We start from the raw sequence: 19,419 nt of genomic DNA on the forward strand, positions 1-19,419 counted from the left end.
GCAGAGACTATGCAAAAGCAAATCACAGTGATCAATGGGCCAAATCTCAATATGCTAGGGAGGCGGCCGGTTTCTCTTTATGGTCATGAGCGGCTTGAAGATATTAACGCTCTCTGCTGTAGTTGGGGGCAAGAGCACGATTTTAGGATTAATTTTTTGCAAAGCAATCATGAGGGACAATTGGTTGATTGGATCCAAGAAGCTTGTGATGAAGCGGCTGGATTAGTGATTAATCCCGCGGCTTATGGCCATACGTCCGTGGCTCTGTTAGATACTTTAGAGATTTTTACAGGGCCCATAGTAGAGGTACATCTCTCTAATATTCACGCCCGTGAGGATTTTCGTCATAACACCTATACAGCGACACGCGCAAAGGCGATTATCGCCGGCTGTGGGGCGATGGGCTATTATTTTGCGCTTGATTATTTGGCGAGATTGTTTTCAAATTCTGGTGTTTTAATAAAATAAATATGTTAAAAGTGGCAAGATCATGTAATGAGATAGGTGAGATTGTGCCTATCAACGCTAGATTTTGGGGTGGATTTGCTTTATGGACAAGGCAGTATTTGGTGTGCTCTCTATGGCTTGCTTTCAAAGATTGTGATTAGGGGAGGGACGATGATTTTGAGATTTGCACAATATATGCGCGGCATATAAGAGGTAGGTGGAATGAAATACTTCAATAAGAAGATAGGGCTTTTGGGTGTTTTCCTCATAACTTTATTTTTGTCAGGTTGTAAATTTGATGTCCTGAATCCCTCGGGTTATATCGCTAAACAACAGCTAAATTTGATCATCATCTGCACATTTGTCATGCTTTGCGTGGTGATTCCGGTCATGCTTGCGGTGGTTTTTTTTGCAATAAAATATCGCGCGAGCAATCAGAAAGCTGATTATCGTCCTGACTGGGGTCATTCTAACCGAATCGAAGCGGTGATGTGGGGGATTCCCGTAGTGATCGTTGTGTTATTAGGTGCATTTACCGCCTTTTATACGTTTCGTTTGGAGCCATCAAAGCCCATATCTAAAGCTGTAGCGGGAGAAATTAAACCTTTGCAAATTGATGCAGTAGCGTTGGATTGGAAATGGTTATTTATCTATCCCGAATACGGCGTAGCTTCGGTAAATGAGGTTTATGCGCCCGAAGGGCAGCAAGTGTTTTTGCAATTAACCTCTGAAAACGCCGTGAATGCTTTTTGGGTGCCTAAATTGGGAACCGTTCTTTATGCGATGCCACAGATGAATGCGAAATTGCATTTATTGGCTGAAGATAGAGGGGTATTTGACGGAGCCTCGGCTAATTATAGCGGCGATGGCTTTTCTAATATGCATTTTAAATGGCATTCCGTGTCTAAGAATCAATTTGAAGATTGGATTGCAAAATTGCGCAAAGAAGGTACGCCCCTTAATCGCGAAACTTATCGAGCTTTATCTGTAGCGCCAAAGATGAATGATCGCGTGGCCAAGGAAGAGGATGCGCGTATCCGCTATTTTGCATCTGTGGAACCACGGCTTTATTATCGGGTGGTTAACCGTTGTGTAGATGCAGGTACAACATGCAATGAAGATCAGATGAAGTTAGCTGCTGCTAAGTCATTATGGGGTGCTTTGTGCTCTGTGTTTGATCCAGGGGTGATTCAGTGATCTTATCGTGGAGGGGAAGGTTTTCCTTCTGAGTTGAAATTTATTTGATATGGGTTGAAAAATGTTTGGAAGACTTACAGACCCGGTCGCTGGTGCATTTCATGCGCTTACGCATGAGCCGATCGTTTTGTTTACATGTATTGCTATTATAATCGGGGCATTTCTTGCAGTTTCTGCTATAACCCTGTTGGGATGGTGGGGGCCTTTGTGGCGCAATTGGATCACCACCGTTGATCATAAACGCATTGGTATTATGTATATCGTGCTAGGGCTTGTTATGCTGGTGCGTGGTTTTGCAGATGCTTTAATGATGCGGACGCATCAAGCATTGGCTTTGGGGAGTGAGGCGGCAGGCTATCTGCCGCCTGATCATTTTGACCAAATTTTTTCTGCCCATGGGGTAATCATGATCTTTTTCATGGCGACGCCTATTCTATTTGGTCTTTTTAATTACGTGATTCCGCTCCAAATTGGCGCACGCGATGTAGCTTTTCCTTTTGCTAATAATTTAGGGTTTTGGATCACTTTTGCTGGGGCGATTTTGATCAATGTTTCGTTAGGAATCGGAAATTTTGGCCGTGGCGGCTGGTTGATGTATCCGCCTTTTTCTGAACTGGCGACGAGCCCCGATACGGGGGTTGATTATTATCTCTGGTCTTTACAGCTTTCGGGAATCGCTACCACTATGGGGGCGGTGAATTTTATTGCGACCATTATTAAAATGCGCGCCCCTGGCATGTCGATGATGCGTTTGCCTGTCTTCTGTTGGACAGCATTTGTTTCTAATGTTTTAATCTTGATTATTTACCCCGTTTTGGCTGTTGCTTTTGCACTTTTAGCAGGCGATCGGTATTTAGGCATGAATTTCTTTACCAATACCGCAGGCGGTAACCCTATGGTATGGATTAATTATGTTTGGATTTTTGGTCACCCAGAGGTTTATGTGCTGGTTGTCCCTGCTTTTGGGATTGTCTCGGAAGTAGTTCCGACCTTTTCTTCTAAGCGGCTCTTTGGCTATACGTCGATGGTATGGGCTGTTTTGGTCATCTTGATTCTTTCTCTTCTTGTGTGGGGCCACCATTTTTTCACTATGGGAGGTGGTGAGGTCGTTAACACCTTCTTCGGTGTGGCTACTATGATTATCGCTGTGCCTACAGGAGTTAAGGTCTTTAACTGGCTTTTGACTATGTATAAGGGGCGGATCCGCTTTGAGCCGCCTATGTTATGGTGTATGGGCATGATGTTCACCTTTGTTGGCGGCGGCTTGACAGGGGTGCTTTTGTCTATTGTGCCGGCAGACTGGCAATTTCATAACTCGTTATTTTTAGTCGCCCATTTTCACCACACGATCATTGGTGGAGTGGTTTTTGCCTATCTTGCAGGTCTTGCTTTTTGGTTTCCTAAAGCGTTTGGTGTTAAGCCTAACCGTTTGCTTGGAACTCTTTCTTTTTGGTGTTGGTTTGTAGGTTTTTATGTCGCATTTTTCCCCGTTTACGCGTTGGGACTTATGGGGGCAACACGTCGCTTGCAACACTATGTGGAGCCGAGCTGGCAGCCCTTTTTTATTATAGCAGCTTTGGGTGTCTTTATCATTCTGATAGGTATTTTGTGCTTTATCCTTCAGGTTCTTTTGGCTGTTTGGTATGGGATCAAGCATAGAGGGCGCTTGCCTGTCATTGAAAATGACCCATGGGGCGATGCCCGCACTTTAGAATGGGCAACTTCTTGTCCACCCCCAGCCTATAATTTTGCTACTATTCCAGTAATTCGTTCAGAGGATGCTTATTGGGATATGAAAGTGCGTGGTGAACGGCGTAAAACGGAAGGTTTTAGTAAGATCCATATGCCTTCCAATACAGCTGCAGGCGTTATTGCTGGCATTCTTTCTTTGGTGATTGGTTTCGCGCTTGTGTGGCACATTTGGTGGCTTGTAGGGCTTAGTTTCTTGGGTTTTATTGGAACCATCCTTTATCACTCTCTTACGGGGGATCATCATGGCTATTATATTCCAGCTGAAGATGTGCAGAAAACAGAGGATGAATTTATAGCTGTATTAGAGCAACAAGGAGTAAAAGCATGAGCGTGAGCCAAATTAACACGACCCACGCCGATGAGCACCACCATGACGGAAGTTCCACGATGGTTTTTGGATTTTGGATCTATATCCTTTCGGATTTGATCTTATTTTCAACGCTCTTTGCTAATTTTGCTGTATTTTCCTCCGCCTATGGCGGAGGAAAAGCTGGGCAGGATTTTATTAATTTAAAGTTTGTTCTTACGGAAACAGCACTTTTATTGGTTTCTTCCATTACTTATGGTTTGGCAATGGTTCAAGTCTATAGAGGCCATTTGGCGGGCACGAAGTTTTGGCTAGCCATTACTTTTGTGTTAGGTGCCTGTTTTATTGGAATGGAGCTTTTCGAGTTTCACGAGCTACTAGGTGAGGTTTATTATTTAGATCCTGGAGCTTTTGCAGGGATTGATCCTGTGACAGGTGCATCTCTTTTTGGTCGTGAGGTGCTCTCAGCCTATTGGTCAGCTTTTTTTGTGTTGGTAGGCACGCATGGAATCCATGTGAGTGCTGGTTTGCTGTGGATGGCATTGATGTTTGTGCATTTACGCCGCCGCGGTTTGGATCAAGATAATAAAACGCGTTTGGCTTGTTTGTCGATCTTTTGGCACTTTTTAGATATTGTTTGGGTGGGTGTTTTCACAATGGTTTATTTGTTAGGAGCACTTTAATGGGTATGCATACACAAAACCAAGATGCAGATCATGAGCATGCGATCCATGATGACCATGGGGTAAGTACTAGTAAATATTTGGTTGGCTTCGCGTTAGCGGTGCTTTTGACGCTGGCCTCTTTTATTCCGGTTATGCAGAATATGCTGGATGGTTGGGCGATTAGTACCAAGGTGATTTACCTAATCGGCATGGCTCTTATCCAAATCATTGTACAAATTGTTTTCTTTTTGCATTTAAATTCAGGGCCTGATGCAAAATGGAACGTGGGTACGATGTGGTTTGCTGCGGTGTGCGTCTTTATTATTATAGGCGGGACATGGTGGGCGATTTCGCATCTAAATTATAATATGATGGGAGGCTCAGGGCGTGTAGTAGAGCCAGATATAGTTGATAAAGGCGCTGTATTAGAAACACCTATACAAAAGTCCAGTTTAGATGCGAACCAAGACTAAAATAAATTTTTAAGTGACCAATAGCTTTAGAAAAATAATGCTACTGCACTAGCTTGAGTGCGGCGTTGCTTATAGAGGCAACGCCGCTTTGAGTTTAAAGGATAAAACGCGAAAGGTCGCTATCTGCGGCAAGGCTACCTACCGCTTCGCGCACATAGGCTGCATCAATGTTGAAGTTCTGCCCAGCTTTATCAGGGGCGTTGAATGAGATGTCGTCTAATACACGTTCCATGACGGTTTGCAAGCGGCGTGCTCCAATGTTTTCTACCGTAGCGTTAAGATCAACAGCGATATCAGCTAAAGCATCAATGGCATCATCGGTGAATGCTAGTTCAACTTGCTCGGTGGCCATGAGAGCGATATATTGCTTAATGAGGCTTGCCTCTGGTTCGGTTAGAATGCGGCGGAAATCATTTCGCTCAAGGGCACTGAGTTCTACACGTATCGGTAAGCGTCCTTGCAATTCGGGCAAGAGGTCGGAAGGCTTTGCTACATGGAAGGCCCCAGAAGCTATGAAGAGGATATGATCGGTTTTGATCGGTCCGTATTTTGTAGAAACGCTAGTACCCTCAACGAGGGGAAGGAGATCCCGCTGGACTCCTTCGCGTGAAACACCGGCGCCCAAGCCGCCATCACGGGTAGCGATTTTATCAATTTCATCAATAAAGACGATGCCATCTTCTTCACTGAGTTTAAGAGCTTCTTGGACGATCTGCTCTTGGTCAAGCAACTTGTCTGATTCATCGTCGATTAAGGGCTTATAAGCATCACGAATGGTGATTTTTAGGCTTTTTGTGCGGGTATTCATTTTGCCGAAAAGATCAGATAGATTCATGATACCCATTTGTGCTCCAGGCATGCCCGGTATTTCAAAATTAGGTATGGTGTTGGCGCTATGATCGGAGACTTGAATTTCTACTTCTTTATCGTCTAGTTCGCCTGTACGTAATTTTTTACGAAAACTTTCGCGTGTTGCTGGGCTTGCGGTTTTTCCAACCAAAGCTTCTAAGATACGCTCTTCTGCATTAAGTTGGGCGCGAGCTTTGACATCCTCGCGTTTTTTCTCACGCACAAGTTGGATTGCTACCTCAATAAGGTCGCGAATGATTTGCTCTACATCTCGGCCTACATATCCTACTTCAGTGAATTTTGTTGCTTCCACCTTAACAAAGGGGGCGCCTGCCAACTTTGCAAGACGGCGGGATATTTCTGTTTTGCCAACGCCAGTTGGGCCAATCATCAGGATGTTTTTTGGCATGACTTCATCACGCATATGTCCTGTTAGTTGCTGACGTCGCCACCGGTTACGCAGGGCAATGGCTACAGCACGTTTCGCATCGTTCTGTCCAATAATATAACGATCTAATTCCGAAACGATTTCTCGTGGTGAAAATACAGTACTCATGAAATAGCTTTCTTAGGTTTTTGTGTATTGGTTTGTATTATTTGTGTGCGTATTATCGCTTTATTCTGCGGCAAGAGTTTCTACTATGACACTATGGTTGGTATAGATACAGATATCGGCAGCGATAGTCATGGCTTTGCGGGCGATGGCCTCGGCGTCAAGTTCTGTATCAAGAAGAGCGCGGGCGGCAGCCAAGGCGAAATTTCCGCCAGATCCAATGGCCATAACCCCATTTTCTGGCTCTAGTACGTCCCCAAGCCCCGTAAGGCCAAGGGTTATGGTTTTATCCGCTACGAGCATCATCGCCTCCAGCCGGCGCAAATAGCGGTCTGTGCGCCAGTCTTTGGCAAGCTCTACGCAGGCGCGCATTAATTGATTGGGGTATTGCTCTAGTTTTGTTTCAAGGCGCTCAAGTAACGTAAAAGCATCGGCGGTGGCTCCAGCAAAACCAGCAATCACACTGCCCGCCTTACCAATGGGGCGGACTTTGCGGGCATTGCTTTTCATAATGGTTTGGCCGAGGGAGACTTGTCCATCTCCAGCAATCACCACCTTACCAGCTTTGCGTACTGTGACAATGGTGGTGCCATAGAGAGTAGTAGGCTTATGTTCAATCACGGGATCTCCTATTCTAAACTGAAGGTGAAAAACCCTACGTTTATTCTTTGATTGATCAAATTTTATTTATACCATAGGTCTTGGAAGACCCTGGAGGGCGGTCTGGTTTATATGTAGGGGCTTGATCCTTAAAACACAATTAGCTCTGACTATAGATTTTTATGAAAGACACGTTGGGAGGCTGTTAGAGGACGAATAAGTGGCTCATTTTGATGCCATGTGCTAGGAAAAAAAGATAATGAGATACAAAGGATAGGTTGGATGCAAAATATTGCTATCGGGACGCTTGGAGGAACCATTGCGATGGTCTCCGAGGAAGGGGCGGGCGGAAAGCCAAGCTTGGGGGCGCGAGACTTGGTAGCCGCTGTTCCAGAGCTTGATGGGTTAGGTGAATTTGTTTTGGAGAATCTCGCTCAATTACCCAGTGCATCCCTTTCTTTCATGGATTTGCTTGCCGCTTTTCAATGGGCAGAAGCGCAAATAGAGGCAGGAGCGCAAGCGGTAATCTTAACTCAAGGTACGGATACGATTGAAGAAACAGCTTTTTTCTTCCACCTTTATTGGAAAAAACAAGCACCGCTTATTATCACCGGTGCTATGCGTATGCCTTTTGCTCGCGGTGCAGATGGACCAGCTAATCTTTTGGCGGCGGTGCGAGTGGCTTGCTCGCCCTTAAGCGCTCAGAGTGGTGTATTGGTGGTGTTGAATGAAACAATCCATAGTCCTTATTGGATCCAAAAGACTGATTCTTCAGCAGTAGAGACTTTTCGTTCGCCACAAATGGGGCCTTTAGGCCGTGTTATTGAGGATCGTGTTGTTTACTTCCATACTAAGCGCTTCGGGGGTCATTTTTTGTCATTACCAATGTGTCTAGATCATAAAATTGCTCTCTATAGCACAGCTTTAGCAGCGGGGGCAGATCACTTAAAATTGATCTTAGAGGCGGGCTTATATCAAGGGGTAGTAATCTCTGGTTTTGGCGCTGGGCATTTATCCTTTGCGGAAGCCGAGGTAGCAAAAGCTTATGCTACCTCTTTGCCAATTATTATGGCAACGCGATGTCAGACTGGCGAGACTGCGCGGGCAACCTACGGCTATAACGGTAGCGAAATGGATTTATTACAAGCTGGTGTCATGATGGCGGGTTTTTTATCACCTCTCAAAGCTCGTTTGCTTTTATGGGCGTTGAAGGGGGCACCCAAGACACTTGGCTCATTTTCTGCGCATTGGCATGAATGGACGCTTGCCTAATAGAATAGGGAAAAACATTTGGCAAAGAGAGAGATCTATTATAGAAGAAAAGAAGCAAAGTATCGGCACTTGTTGGGCGGTGGCTTAGGCGCAGGCTTTTAAAGTAGCGTGGCGGAGCGATAATGATTTTTAAAGGTAGGCGCGGAATGAGACATATTGGCTTATCAACCCAATGTTTTGCCCATGAAGACGCGGATTTTTTATTAGGGCGCTACTCCCCCTATAGTATATTTGAGGCTAAAGATTGGGCTAAATTTCGGGCTGATACGCCTCTTACTTTAAGCTTTGATGAAATTAAACGGTTACGTTCTATTGATGACCCAGTTGACCTAGAAGAGGTGGAAAAGATTTATCTTTCTCTTTCCCGGCTTTTGTCTCGGCATGTGGAGGCAAGTCAGAAGTTATTCAAGGATCGACGAAATTTTTTGCAACAGAAAGCTACTTATAAAACGCCTTTTGTTATTGGTATTGCTGGTTCGGTAGCGGTAGGGAAGTCTACTACGGCGCGGATATTACAAGAATTGCTTAAACGTTGGCCTTCAAGCCCGAAGGTCGATTTGGTTACCACCGATGGTTTTTTATACCCTAACGCTCATTTAGAAGCCCATGGTTTGATGGAGCGTAAGGGCTTTCCCGATTCTTACGATGTGGTTCGTCTTTTGGGGTTTCTTTCAGCGATCAAAGCAGGGGTAGGGCAGATCGCTGCGCCCCTTTATTCTCATCTTACCTATGATATTTTGAAAGACCAATATCAAATTGTCGATCGACCCGATATTTTGATTGTTGAAGGGATCAATGTTTTACAAATTCGCGATTTGCCTGCCGATGGTAAAGCGGTTCCCTTTGTTTCAGATTTTTTCGATTTTTCTATCTATATTGATGCTGAGCCCGAGATGATTGAACAGTGGTATACAGCGCGTTTTCAAAAATTGCGAGCCACGGCTTTTCAGAATCCGCAATCTTTTTTTCATCAATTTGCACAGCTAAGTGATGAAGAGGCGTATAATTTGGCCATCCGCTTATGGCAACGCATTAATTTAAAAAATTTATGTGAAAATATTTTGCCCACGCGCCCGCGGGCTGACCTTATTCTACACAAAGGGCGCAACCATTTGGTGAAATATGTGGCGTTACGTAAATTATAAAGATCAATACAATTAAGGAGGTACCTATGTCGAACCACTTTATTCATTTAACGAATACACGGCATAAGGAAAGCCGGCCTATTTTTGTCGTTGCGAAGGACGAATTGTCACAGCTTGATATTCCGCAAAGCGGGCATGACTGGATTGAAGCCTATGGCTTTAGCGCCAAAGCGGGTGAAGTTTTGTTATTGCCGGATATGCAGGGCGGGCTTTATGGTGCGCTTTTGGGGTGTGAAGGGGCTTATGATTCTTTTGTTAGCGGAGCCTTGTCTAAAGCATTACCATCTGGGTATTGGCATTTTGCAACTCTACCGGATAATCCAGCGCAGACATATCTTGGACTTTTTCTAGGCGCCTATTCTTTTGACCGCTATAAAGCCCAAAAGAATGATCTTAAAAAATCGCTATCCTTCTACTGTGAAGGGGTGGATGTAGAACATATAAGCCGTCTCTATGAGACGATTTATATGGTACGCGATATGATTAATACACCGCCTAATGTGATGAATCCTCAAGCTATTGAAGAGCGGGTACGGCAACTGGCGCAAGCCTACAAGGCAGAGGTGCATGTGGAGGTGGGGGATGGCCTTTTGGCTGCGAACTTCCCGCTAATCCATGCGGTGGGCCGGGCTAGTGCCGTGGCGCCGCGCTTGATTGATTTACGCTGGGGGGAGCCAGCGCATCCTCTGCTGACTCTCGTGGGGAAAGGGGTGAGCTTTGACACAGGCGGTCTTGATATTAAACCTAGTTCTTCCATGTTGATGATGAAAAAGGATATGGGCGGAGCGGCGCATGTTTTGGGTTTAGCGCGGCTGATTATGGATGCTAAATTGCCTGTGCGGTTGCGTTTATTGATCCCAGCTGTAGAAAACGCGGTTGCTGGAAACGCTTTTCGTCCAAGCGATGTGGTGCTTAGTCGCAAGGGTTTACAAGTAGAGATTGGTAATACGGATGCAGAAGGCCGCCTCGTCCTTGCTGATGCTTTGGCTTATGGCGATGAAGAGGCTCCCCAGTTAATGTTAGATATGGCGACCCTGACAGGTGCAGGGCGTATCGCGTTGGGCGGGCCTTTGCCGGCTTTTTATTGCAATGATGAAGGGTGGGCCGCGCGTTTGTTGAAGGCTAGCGAGCAAGTAGAGGATCCGTTTTGGCGCATGCCTCTTTGGCAGCCTTATCAAGAGCTACTGAGTTCTTCTGTAGCTGACATTAATAACGTAGGTTCATCACCGTATGGTGGCTCAATTATCGCGGCACTTTTTTTACAAAAATTTGTGGAAAAGGCTAAAGCATGGGCGCATTTTGATATGTATGCTTGGCGCCAAAAGGCTGCACCACAAGGGCCAATAGGTGCTGAAGCGCAAGCGGTACGGGCGATTTATGAAGAGTTGAAAGCCGGTTTATAATTGGTCTATGGGTTTAGATAGCGCTGGTTCAGCTGGTTGCACGCCTCAATTTTTGCGAAAGCAATGGAATTCATGTTTGATAAAGACGTTATAATTTTTGGTGAAAAGCACTTTATTGATGCTAAAGGTACTTTGCTGGCCGTGTTTGTTGGATTTTGATATAGGCGGTTGCTTACATTGGCTTTTTTTGAAAAGGAGAGGCTATGCCAATCACGCCGAAAAAGTCTCTAATCGCTGTTGATGGGCTTATTAGCTTCAGAGTATTCGTTGAGTTTGCGATAAAGTGTGGAACGACCAATACGCAGGCGGCGTGCTACTTCGCTCATCCGCCCTTTATAATGTTGGATTGCTCTTTCAATGACGTCGCGTTCCATATCTTCAAAGGCGCGAACATGACCTTCACTATTTAAGAAGCGTATAGAGCTTTTTTCAAAGCTTTCGCGTAGATCACTGTGAAGGGCAGTTTGTACATCTAAAAACTGGTTGCCTGTTAGCTGAGGAAAATCTTGCACGCTTAATAAAGGCCCATTGCTCAGCAATACGGCTCGAAATAAGATATTTTCTAATTCGCTAATATTTCCAGGCCATTCATATTGCATAAGTAGCGCAAGCGCTGGACCAGCAATGCCATGAACATGAAGACGGCCTGTTTCGGTGATAACGTGGTCAACTAAACGTTGGGCTATAGTAGCAAAGTCTTCACGTAATTCACGTAACGTTGGCACCTTTATGGTGATTTTGCTTAGCTGGCTATATAACTCTGGTAAAAATAGACCATCATTTACAAGGTCTTCAAGTGGGGTTGTTGAAAGGGCAATGAGACGAAAATTATTTTCTTTGTCCTGTTTATTATCGCGTGCTTTTAAATAGGTGTGCAGTCGCTTTTGTTGGCGAGATTCTAGGTGATTGATATCGTTAAGGCAAATGGTGCCCTTTTCAATGGTCTCAAAAAGCGGTAGAATATCTTCTGTCCACAGGCGCTCTTCCATATCAGCATTATGGATGGGCTCGCATTGAAGAAGCGAGAATTGTCCGGTATGCGAAGGGCCTTCATAATGAGCTATATTAGCTAGGAACTCACGCCCTGTTCCGTTTTCTCCTTCAATAAGCAGGTTTTCAGGGGACTGCGCAGCGCGTTTGGTATCCTCAATGACAGATTGCATAGCGCTACTTTGCGGGAATAATTTGCAAAAACGTGCATAATTGCCGTGTTGGCGACGCACATAATGTAATTCGCGTTCAAGAGAGGTGGTGAGGGCAATATTGCTGATGGTGACCCCAAGTCGTAAAGGACTTATCGGGTAGGTTAAATAATCGGCGGCGCCTGCTTTGAGAATTTTTTTTAAGAGGGAGGGGTTTTCTTCGCGTGAAGTCACAATAATCGGTGAAGAAATGCCGGTTAGGCGTGTGGTACTGATAAGATCGGAGGTACTTAGATCGCTCATGATTGCATCGATGAAGGTGAAGGCGATGTTTTTACGTCGGCGCAATAAGTCAAGGGCGCGCATACTACTTTCTGCTTCTATAACACGGTATCCAAGGGCAATGAGCATGGTTGAGAGCTCTACGCGCTTGCTATTGTCTTCCCCCACTGCCAAAATTGGGCCGATCATGATTTTTTTTCTCCTTTGGGAGGAACAACGCTGTAATAAAAATTTGGTTGCATGTAATAATTGAAATATCTTTTGAGATTGTGTTGCAAAAAGTTATTGCCTTAATTTATAGAAGGCGCGCCTAAATCTTTTTTAGAATTTTGATGTGTGTTCTATTGATTTTTAGCATAAGTAACATATTGATTATTATACAAGGGGGCACAAATCCATAATACAATTTCCATTATTCATGGTAGAAAGAGAGATAGAATGAAACATTTCACGAAATATCTATACCTTGCAATTTTAAGTTTGCCTTTGGCGGCCTGTGCATTGCCAGATAATTATGCACAAAGGACTTCTGCACAGATTGTGCCAATGGGTGTTGATGGTCTTTGGGTAGATAATAATGGCATTGTTTCCTCATTCAGTAATGGTTTTTTTGAAACGCGCGCACCCGATACCCGCGAGAAGCTTTCAGAAGGCAATTATGCCTTTCAAAGCCCGAATTTAATTGATATCCACATGCGGTCTCTTGTTCGCGGTACCGTTTCTCGCGTGACTTGTGCGCTTGCCGAGAATGGGGTGCAACTTTTTTGCACGCAAGATAGTGGTGTTCGTTTTTCATTGGCACGAAAGATTTAAGAAAGCAATGGGGAGGAATGTGCTAACAATAGGGGGTACCATCGTGAATTTGGGTGCATAGTATCGGGTGATGATATCCCCTATCTATTTGTTTATCATTGTTTTTTTATTTGGTAGGCTGTTATATTGCCTCGTTTTTTTTTGTATATTTTTCTTTAGAGAATCGTTTTAAATTGATGGATTTAAGGGGAGGGCATCTTCTTGTGACCTGATTTGATACAGAGAGAAAATTACTTTTCTTTTTGTATTTCTTTGAGATAGCTCATGGGGAAAGCCCTAGTTTTTAAATGGGATGGCAGGCTAGACCTATAATCTGTAGTAGCATTATCTAGCTAGCAACCACTAAAAAAGACCATAAAGGGCACAGGGAACTTCTGAATCCGGTATTGCGCTACCTGGATAAGATTGTGCTTGGACTTTGATATAATTCTAGACTTTTTAAAAATTGCGGCTAAAACTTAAGATTTTAGAAAGAGGATTTATAATGGGTATCGCTGTTATTATATTACTTATTTTAGTATTATCTATTTTGTATTCTGGGATCAAACAAGTTCCACAGGGATACAATTATACGATTGAGCGTTTTGGCCGTTATTCTCGCACATTACAGTCTGGTTTAAATTTGATCATATCTGTGATCGCGTGGGCGCACGAATGAATATGATGGAACAGGTCTTGGATATTCCTACCCAAGAGGTCATTACGCGTGACAACGCTACTGTGGCTGTTGATGCGGTGGCGTTTTTTCAAGTACTTAATGCAGCGCGCGCAGCCTATCAGGTGAAGGATCTTGAGTATGCGGTTACCAATTTGAATATGACTAATATCCGGAATGTGGTAGGCTCTATGGATCTTGACGAGCTCTTATCAAACCGGAACGCTATCAATGAACGTTTATTGACTGTGATTGATGAAGCAGTGCATCCTTGGGGTTTAAAAATGGCGCGGGTAGAAATTAAGGATATTCAACCACCCCGCGATCTTGTTGATTCTATGGCGCGACAAATGAAAGCAGAGAGGGAAAAACGCGCCCAAGTTTTAGAAGCTGAAGGTAGTAGAAATGCTAATATTTTGCGCGCAGAAGGATTGAAGCAGGCGCAAATTTTGGAAGCTGAAGGAAGGAAAGAAGCCGCTTTCCGTGAAGCGGGGGCGCGTGAACGTTCAGCCGAAGCTGAGGCAAAGGCAACACTAATGGTATCGGAAGCGATTGCTAAAGGTAATGTACAGGCGATTAATTACTTTGGGCTATTTGCATTCTAGGGTTGGAATCCATCCATTCTAACCCTTGATTCTTAGTAGGACAAAAAGCTGCTTCTGGTTGGATTTATCTGTTTTTCACCACCCTGCGAGAATCTAACATTGGTTGGATTCTCAGACGCGCCCTCTCTCGCGTTAATCCAACTCCCCACCTTCTGCCTGCTTCAACAATGTCGGAATGTGCGGCCCATACTCGACCTTGCCTCGTCCTGCTCGAATACCACTGCCGACCTTGCGGGCTTCTTTGGAGTACAACGTCTTTGCACGGATGATGTCATAGCTGTAACCCCGACCTAACCGGTTGGACATCTTGATCAAGCCATTGAGCCCTTCAGTATAGCCATTGGTGATTGAGAGCGGCGCATCCCAGTAGGCAAAGATGTCGTCGTAATGGTTGTATACCATTTTCACCAGTTTTTTGAAGGGCTCCATGCCACAAGGCGGCAGGCTGTTCTCCCAAGCCTCAAAGGCGTTCTGAGCGCTCTGCTTGTCGGGTTCGTCGTAAATGCAGAAGAAGGCTTCCTTGAAGTCATAGGCCGCGGCAAGTTCTGGGATCGCCTGCTTTACAACCTCCAGCGCCTTTTGCTCTGCGGGCGTCAGGTTGCCTGGCCGCTTCAGTGTGAGCCAGCGAATGGACTTTTTGACGTAAATCCGATCTTCTTTGCTTAACTGTACCTGATAGTTCTTGCGCTCCGCTTCCAGGGCTTCAGAGGCCATCTTGACGACATGGAACTTGTCGATTACCAGTTTGGCGTTGGGCAGATACTGAGCAAAGGAACGCTTGAAGGGTCGCCACATATCCGTACAGACCCATTCCACCTTGTCTGCATCCGGCAAGTCCTTGAAGAAGGGCTTCAGGTGCTCTTGAGTACGATGCTCCAACATATCAAAGACGTTGTTGGTTGCCAGGTTGGTGATTACACAGCGATACCCGCCGGCCAGGTTCACTTCGTCGATACCCATGATGACCGGGGTTTCGTAACGAACGGTTTGGGAGAGTTCATCAATGAGATCATTAGCGATGTTCTTGACGGTGTTCACCGCCACACCAGTTTGCTCGGCTAAAGCATGGAAGGTGATTCCCAGGCACTGTTGCCGAATAACATCGACCAGCCGTTTGGTGGCTCGGCGTTTGTCATCCAGAAAACTCAACTCCGGCATGGACATTTTGCCGCACGACTCACAGCGAAAGCGCGGGCGCTGAACTTCAAGGCGGACGGGCTCCATGTACAACGGCGTGTCCATGAACTTGTTTTTGCGCGTACCGTGTCTGTGCATAGGGGTGTTGCAGTCCCCACATAACGGCACCTCGACCGTTACCGGCTCAGCAACTATCACAAGGCACTTGCTTTCGTGGCGCATATCGACCGGCTTGATGCCTGGTAGATTCAGCAGGTCATGCATCGGCTTAATCCATATCCAGGGCGATGTCTTTGCCTTCGCGCAGCAGGTCATACACCATATCAACCAATGCGGTCATGCCCTGACGGTCAGCCTTGAGCACCTGGGTTGCCAGCTTCTGATGGCTGGACAAAGCACGAACAACCGCTTGCTGAACAGCACCAGGGAGGTTGCCTTTCATGGCCTGCTCACGGGTGTTGCTTTCCACCTGAGCCATGACGACATCGCTTTCACCGGTAATCGCTGAAATCTGATTAACGAAAGCCACCTGATCCTGGATCGGCGTCGCCTCACCAAACAGGCTGTTGAGCCTCTCGATAATCTCTTTGACGAATTTCGGCTTGTCGCCTGCCGCGCCACCACCGCCTGCACCGGCTGGTTGCAATACCGGGGTTTTGCCTTTGTCTTCTACGTCATCGGGTCGAGCATTGATGTCAAAGCCAGTAAGCACCAGGCCTGTCAAGTCTACGGTTTCCGGTGCTTCGTGCAGCAGGCGCTTTTGCAGCAGCTTGGCGAATGCGGCAAAGTTCTCCAACTCCGGGTCGCCAAAATCAATCAGTTGGGCGATATAGGAATAGGTACGGCAGAAGCGCCCCAGATCCGACTTGAAGCCCATCAACGCCTTGATTTGCTCGGCATACTCATCCTGGTGGTGATCGGCAGACTTCATGCCCGCCTCGTCACCCTTGGCACGGGCCTTCTCAAACGCTGCTTCCCAGGTTGCCATACCATCGCGCAGCATTTTCATTTTGTCGTTATACAAGGCCGTCGCTCCAGCCGTAGCGGCATACAGCGCCTTGTGCTGCGGCGATTTAGTATGAGTAATGTCGCGGATGGTCTTGAAGCGGGCTTCCTTGAACGCGGCCAAATCCTTCTCGTCGTACAGGCCGTGCTCGTCCAGTCGCTCCTTGATCTCGTAGACCACATTGAGGTCTTGCACTTCGCCGATGTGAGCGCCCTTGTCATAGGTGGCAAAGGCCTTGCGCACGTTCTCCGGGTCGTTCACGAAGTCAATGATAAACACCTCATCCTTCCCTGGTGCCGTCCGGTTCAGGCGGGCGAAAGTCTGCACAATCTCCACATGGTTGGCGATTTTCTTGTCCACATACATGGCGACCAGTTTCGGCTGGTCAAAGCCGGTCTGGAACTTGTCGGCCACCAACATCACCCGGTATTCCGGGCGGTCAAAGGCAAAGCGTAAATCCTGCCCATGGACATCCGGGTTCATGCTCTGCTCGGTGAACTCCTCGTTCTCATCGACGATAAACACATTATCCTTGAACTCGCCGTCATCCTGGTGCATCACCTGCTTACCGGTCATCTTGCCGGAGAAGGCCACCAGTGAATGAATAAAGCCGTACTCGCTGTGCTGCTCGATATAGCGGTCAAACGCCTTCTTGTAACGAATGGCAGCGGCGCGGGAGCTGGTCACGACCATCGCCTTTGCCTTGCCATCCAGCCGGTGGGCGACGTTCTTGGTAAAGTGCTCAACGATAAACTGCACCTTCTGGGTCACATTGGTAGGGTGCAATGACATCCACTGTGCCAGGGCGCGTTTGGCGGCCTTGCCGCTCACCCGCTTGCTGTCTTCAAGCTGCTTGGAAAGATTGAAGGCCGTTTTGTAGGGTACATAGCCGTTCAACACATCGAGAATGAATTTCTCCTCAATGGCCTGGCGCATGGTGTACAGGTGAAAGGCTTGCGGCGGGTTATCGTCCGAGGCCGGTTGGCTTGTATCTGTCGGGCGACCGAACAGCATCAAAGTAGAGTGCTTGGGCGTGCCGGTAAAGGCGAAGTAGCTGATATTTTCCGGGCGGGCGCGGGATTTTTGTAGTTGCTCCAGCAGTTCATCCACCGTCATGGTGGACATCTTGCCTTGTCCGCTCATTCCCAGCGCGGCTTGCAGCTTAGCGGCGGTAGAGCCTGTCTGCGAGTTATGCGCCTCATCAATGATCACAGCAAAGTTTTTCCCTTTCAGGGCCTTGTCAGTGATGATGGCTTCCATCGCGTAAGGGAAGGTCTGGATCGTGACCACAACAATCGGCGTGCCAGACAACAAGGCATCCGAGAGCTGCTTGCTCTTGGACTTGGATGACTTCTGCCGGTCAATGGCGGCGATCACCCCAAACTGATGGTCAATCTGCTTCACCGCGTCCTGAAGCTGGCCGTCCAGCACATTACGGTCGGTGACAATGATCACGCTGTTAAATACCGCGTCGCCGTTATCTTCGCGCAGTTTCACCAAGTCATGGGCCGTCCAGGAAATGGTGCTGGTCTTGCCGGAACCTGCGCTGTGGTCACACAGGTAGGTCATGCCTGCGCCATTTTCGCGAGCATCGGCCAGCATCTGGTTCACTGCCGTCCATTGGTGAAAGCGCGGGAAAATCAGGGTTTCTTTCTTCGACCAGTTGCCCTGAATATCCACCACGTCCTTTTTCTCGACGTAGACAAAGCTATGGAAAATCCGCAGCCAGGCATCCGGCTGGCAGACCGCCTCCCAGAAGTAGGCTACCGGGTATTCCTGGGTACCATCGGCCTTAATCTCACCTGGCGGGTTACCCGCATGTACCGTGCCGCTTTCGTCCTTGCGCCCCTTATTGAACGGCAGGAAAAAGGTGTTTTCTCCATCCAGCTTGGTCGCCATCATGATTTCAGAGTCGGACATGGCGAAATGTACCACCGCCCCACGCTTGAAGGTCAGCAATGGCTCTCGGCGTTTGGTCTGGGCGTCATACGGCAGGCGAACATTGCGGTACTGATCCATGGCCGCTTCGCAGGACTGGGTGAAGTCGGTCTTCAGTTCGACGGTTGCCACCGGCAGACCGTTGATAAACAGCACCAGATCAATGGCAAATTCACGGGCCGGGTGATACTTCAGCTCCGGCACCACGCGCAGGATATTGGCCTGGTAGCGCTCAATGACTGCTGCATTGCGCTTGTCTTCCGGTGCGGCCTCGGTCATCTCGACCAGGCCGCAACCGGCAATGGAAAAGCCTTGGCGCAACACCTGCATGGTGCCTTGTTTCTCCAGTGCTTTATCCAAGCGATCCATCAGCACTTCAAGGGTTTTGGCCCCGTTGAGCCGTTCCAGCTTGTCCCATTTTTCCTGCTGGCCGCTGGTTTTGATCCAGCTTTCCAGGTCTTCGGGGTACACCGCCCGCTCGGTGTCGTAGAACTTGGAATCACCCAGCTTCCAGCCCTGATCTACCAACCGGTCGATGATGTATTGCTGGAAGTGTTTTTCCTGATGTGCTGCTGATTGCATTTATTTTTTTCCTCGCAAATCAATCTGGCCGGTGACAGCGGCGGTGATAAAGGCCGAGCGGCGCTCTTTGAGTAGGGTAATACTTTGCTCTGCCTTGCCGATCAACGCATCAATACGGGCGGTTTCGCGGTCGAGGGTGGTTAGTATTTGCGCTTGCTCAGGCTGATCTGGGTATACAACTTCAATTGAACCGATATGCCCCCAATCTGCACGAGGCATTTTGGCTCCCTCGCATCCTGACTCTATTTGATGCGTTACATCAGGAGTTAAAAGCCATTCTTGCAGCCATCTGGGTTCTGTTTTTTCAGCCCTCAGAACCAAAAATTCTGTTGAGCAGCACCCTGCCATCTCTGAAATAATGGCTTTTCGCAAATATGGACGCAGCTTACCGTACAGGACATCCCCTTCATAAAAGATGCCTACAGTTGAATCTTCTGATTGACGAGAGCTTCCATTCGTTGGCTTGTACTGCCCTGATCCTGCTTCTACATCCTCAAGTCCGATATAAATGGTATCAGTAGATACATCATTTCGTCGTTCATTGCGCAATGACGCCAGTCGCTTGACTCTCGCTATCTTCCAATGCTCAGGCACCT

Annotated in this window: 15 protein-coding genes and 1 pseudogene; 10 read left to right on the top strand and 6 right to left on the bottom strand. The window is 47.0% G+C overall.

The genetic code is table 11. The features are described from left to right. The first annotated feature begins 9 nt into the window (after positions 1–9). The 5 genes from aroQ to cyoD all read left to right on the top strand — a co-directional run bounded on the left by aroQ (position 10) and on the right by cyoD (position 4,841). A complete protein-coding gene (aroQ, locus tag ACK28X_RS10920) occupies positions 10–468 on the top strand; it encodes a type II 3-dehydroquinate dehydratase (RefSeq protein ID WP_412058982.1) in 459 nt (152 codons plus the stop codon). Between the two features lie 201 nt (positions 469–669). Beyond that, positions 670–1,644, top strand: a complete 975-nt coding sequence (cyoA, locus tag ACK28X_RS10925) for a ubiquinol oxidase subunit II (protein WP_412058983.1) — start codon at positions 670–672, stop codon at positions 1,642–1,644. Between the two features lie 61 nt (positions 1,645–1,705). Next, positions 1,706–3,724: a cytochrome o ubiquinol oxidase subunit I gene (gene cyoB, locus ACK28X_RS10930; RefSeq protein WP_412058984.1), complete on the top strand. Its 2,019-nt coding sequence runs from the start codon at positions 1,706–1,708 to the stop codon at positions 3,722–3,724. Then, positions 3,721–4,386 (top strand): cytochrome (ubi)quinol oxidase subunit III, encoded by a 666-nt coding sequence (locus tag ACK28X_RS10935; protein ID WP_412058985.1) that lies wholly within the window; start codon positions 3,721–3,723, stop codon positions 4,384–4,386. The genes cyoB and ACK28X_RS10935 overlap by 4 nt, the downstream gene beginning before the upstream one ends. Next, positions 4,386–4,841 carry a cytochrome o ubiquinol oxidase subunit IV gene (gene cyoD / locus ACK28X_RS10940; protein ID WP_412058986.1) on the top strand — a complete coding sequence of 152 codons (456 nt, stop codon included), beginning with the start codon at positions 4,386–4,388 and terminating at the stop codon, positions 4,839–4,841. The genes ACK28X_RS10935 and cyoD overlap by 1 nt, the downstream gene beginning before the upstream one ends. Positions 4,842–4,935: 94 nt before the next feature. Here cyoD and hslU read toward each other — a convergent pair whose 3' ends face one another. Both hslU and hslV read right to left on the bottom strand, forming a co-directional pair. After that, positions 4,936–6,246, bottom strand: coding sequence for an ATP-dependent protease ATPase subunit HslU (gene hslU / locus ACK28X_RS10945; protein WP_412058987.1), 1,311 nt, complete (start codon positions 6,244–6,246; stop codon positions 4,936–4,938). 60 nt (positions 6,247–6,306) lie between these two features. Continuing rightward, on the bottom strand, positions 6,307–6,864 hold the full coding sequence (gene hslV / locus ACK28X_RS10950; RefSeq protein WP_412058988.1) for an ATP-dependent protease subunit HslV: 558 nt from the start codon (positions 6,862–6,864) through the stop codon (positions 6,307–6,309). A gap of 261 nt (positions 6,865–7,125) precedes the next feature. Between hslV and ACK28X_RS10955 the strand changes: the two genes are divergently transcribed. The 3 genes from ACK28X_RS10955 (at position 7,126) to ACK28X_RS10965 (ending at position 10,663) form a co-directional block, all read left to right on the top strand. Beyond that, positions 7,126–8,115 carry an asparaginase gene (locus ACK28X_RS10955; protein WP_412058989.1) on the top strand — a complete coding sequence of 330 codons (990 nt, stop codon included), beginning with the start codon at positions 7,126–7,128 and terminating at the stop codon, positions 8,113–8,115. Between the two features lie 146 nt (positions 8,116–8,261). Next, the gene (coaA, locus tag ACK28X_RS10960) at positions 8,262–9,260 is read left to right on the top strand and encodes a type I pantothenate kinase (protein WP_412058990.1); all 999 of its coding nucleotides are present in this window, start codon (positions 8,262–8,264) and stop codon (positions 9,258–9,260) included. Between the two features lie 26 nt (positions 9,261–9,286). Next, entirely contained in the window at positions 9,287–10,663 is a 1,377-nt protein-coding gene (locus ACK28X_RS10965; RefSeq protein ID WP_412058991.1) for a leucyl aminopeptidase family protein, read from the top strand. A gap of 227 nt (positions 10,664–10,890) precedes the next feature. Here the strand turns inward: ACK28X_RS10965 and ACK28X_RS10970 are convergent, their stop codons facing one another. Beyond that, the gene (locus ACK28X_RS10970) at positions 10,891–12,276 is read right to left on the bottom strand and encodes a sigma-54-dependent transcriptional regulator (RefSeq protein WP_412058992.1); all 1,386 of its coding nucleotides are present in this window, start codon (positions 12,274–12,276) and stop codon (positions 10,891–10,893) included. A 249-nt stretch (positions 12,277–12,525) separates the two neighbouring features. On the opposite strand from ACK28X_RS10970, the gene ACK28X_RS10975 reads away from it, so the two are divergent. After that, positions 12,526–12,900, top strand: a complete 375-nt coding sequence (locus tag ACK28X_RS10975; protein WP_412058993.1) for a hypothetical protein — start codon at positions 12,526–12,528, stop codon at positions 12,898–12,900. Between the two features lie 484 nt (positions 12,901–13,384). Beyond that, positions 13,385–14,142: pseudogene (locus ACK28X_RS10980) on the top strand (SPFH domain-containing protein); the annotation flags it as partial. A 150-nt stretch (positions 14,143–14,292) separates the two neighbouring features. Here ACK28X_RS10980 and ACK28X_RS10985 read toward each other — a convergent pair. Genes ACK28X_RS10985 through ACK28X_RS10995 form a run of 3 tightly spaced genes read right to left on the bottom strand, consistent with a single transcriptional unit; the run spans position 14,293 to position 19,417 of the window. Then, positions 14,293–15,561, bottom strand: coding sequence for an ISL3 family transposase (locus ACK28X_RS10985; protein ID WP_412058994.1), 1,269 nt, complete (start codon positions 15,559–15,561; stop codon positions 14,293–14,295). 4 nt (positions 15,562–15,565) lie between these two features. After that, a complete protein-coding gene (locus ACK28X_RS10990; protein WP_412058995.1) occupies positions 15,566–18,823 on the bottom strand; it encodes a type I restriction endonuclease subunit R in 3,258 nt (1,085 codons plus the stop codon). Further along, a complete protein-coding gene (locus ACK28X_RS10995; protein ID WP_412058996.1) occupies positions 18,824–19,417 on the bottom strand; it encodes a hypothetical protein in 594 nt (197 codons plus the stop codon). Between the last annotated feature and the right edge of the window lie 2 nt (positions 19,418–19,419).

It is taken from the genome of Bartonella sp. DGB2, assembly GCF_046843095.1.
Classification (GTDB): Bacteria; Pseudomonadota; Alphaproteobacteria; order Rhizobiales; family Rhizobiaceae; genus Bartonella.

Bases quoted from the DNA above. Each gene is read 5' to 3' on its own strand.
- aroQ (WP_412058982.1), top strand. From the start codon at position 10: ATGCAAAAGCAAATCACAGTGATCAATGGGCCAAATCTCAATATGCTA.
- cyoA (WP_412058983.1), top strand. From the start codon at position 670: ATGAAATACTTCAATAAGAAGATAGGGCTTTTGGGTGTTTTCCTCATA.
- cyoB (WP_412058984.1), top strand. From the start codon at position 1,706: ATGTTTGGAAGACTTACAGACCCGGTCGCTGGTGCATTTCATGCGCTT.
- ACK28X_RS10935 (WP_412058985.1), top strand. From the start codon at position 3,721: ATGAGCGTGAGCCAAATTAACACGACCCACGCCGATGAGCACCACCAT.
- cyoD (WP_412058986.1), top strand. From the start codon at position 4,386: ATGGGTATGCATACACAAAACCAAGATGCAGATCATGAGCATGCGATC.
- hslU (WP_412058987.1), bottom strand. From the start codon at position 6,246: ATGAGTACTGTATTTTCACCACGAGAAATCGTTTCGGAATTAGATCGT.
- ACK28X_RS10955 (WP_412058989.1), top strand. From the start codon at position 7,126: ATGCAAAATATTGCTATCGGGACGCTTGGAGGAACCATTGCGATGGTC.
- coaA (WP_412058990.1), top strand. From the start codon at position 8,262: ATGAGACATATTGGCTTATCAACCCAATGTTTTGCCCATGAAGACGCG.
- ACK28X_RS10965 (WP_412058991.1), top strand. From the start codon at position 9,287: ATGTCGAACCACTTTATTCATTTAACGAATACACGGCATAAGGAAAGC.
- ACK28X_RS10970 (WP_412058992.1), bottom strand. From the start codon at position 12,276: ATGATCGGCCCAATTTTGGCAGTGGGGGAAGACAATAGCAAGCGCGTA.
- ACK28X_RS10975 (WP_412058993.1), top strand. From the start codon at position 12,526: ATGAAACATTTCACGAAATATCTATACCTTGCAATTTTAAGTTTGCCT.
- ACK28X_RS10985 (WP_412058994.1), bottom strand. From the start codon at position 15,561: ATGCATGACCTGCTGAATCTACCAGGCATCAAGCCGGTCGATATGCGC.
- ACK28X_RS10990 (WP_412058995.1), bottom strand. From the start codon at position 18,823: ATGCAATCAGCAGCACATCAGGAAAAACACTTCCAGCAATACATCATC.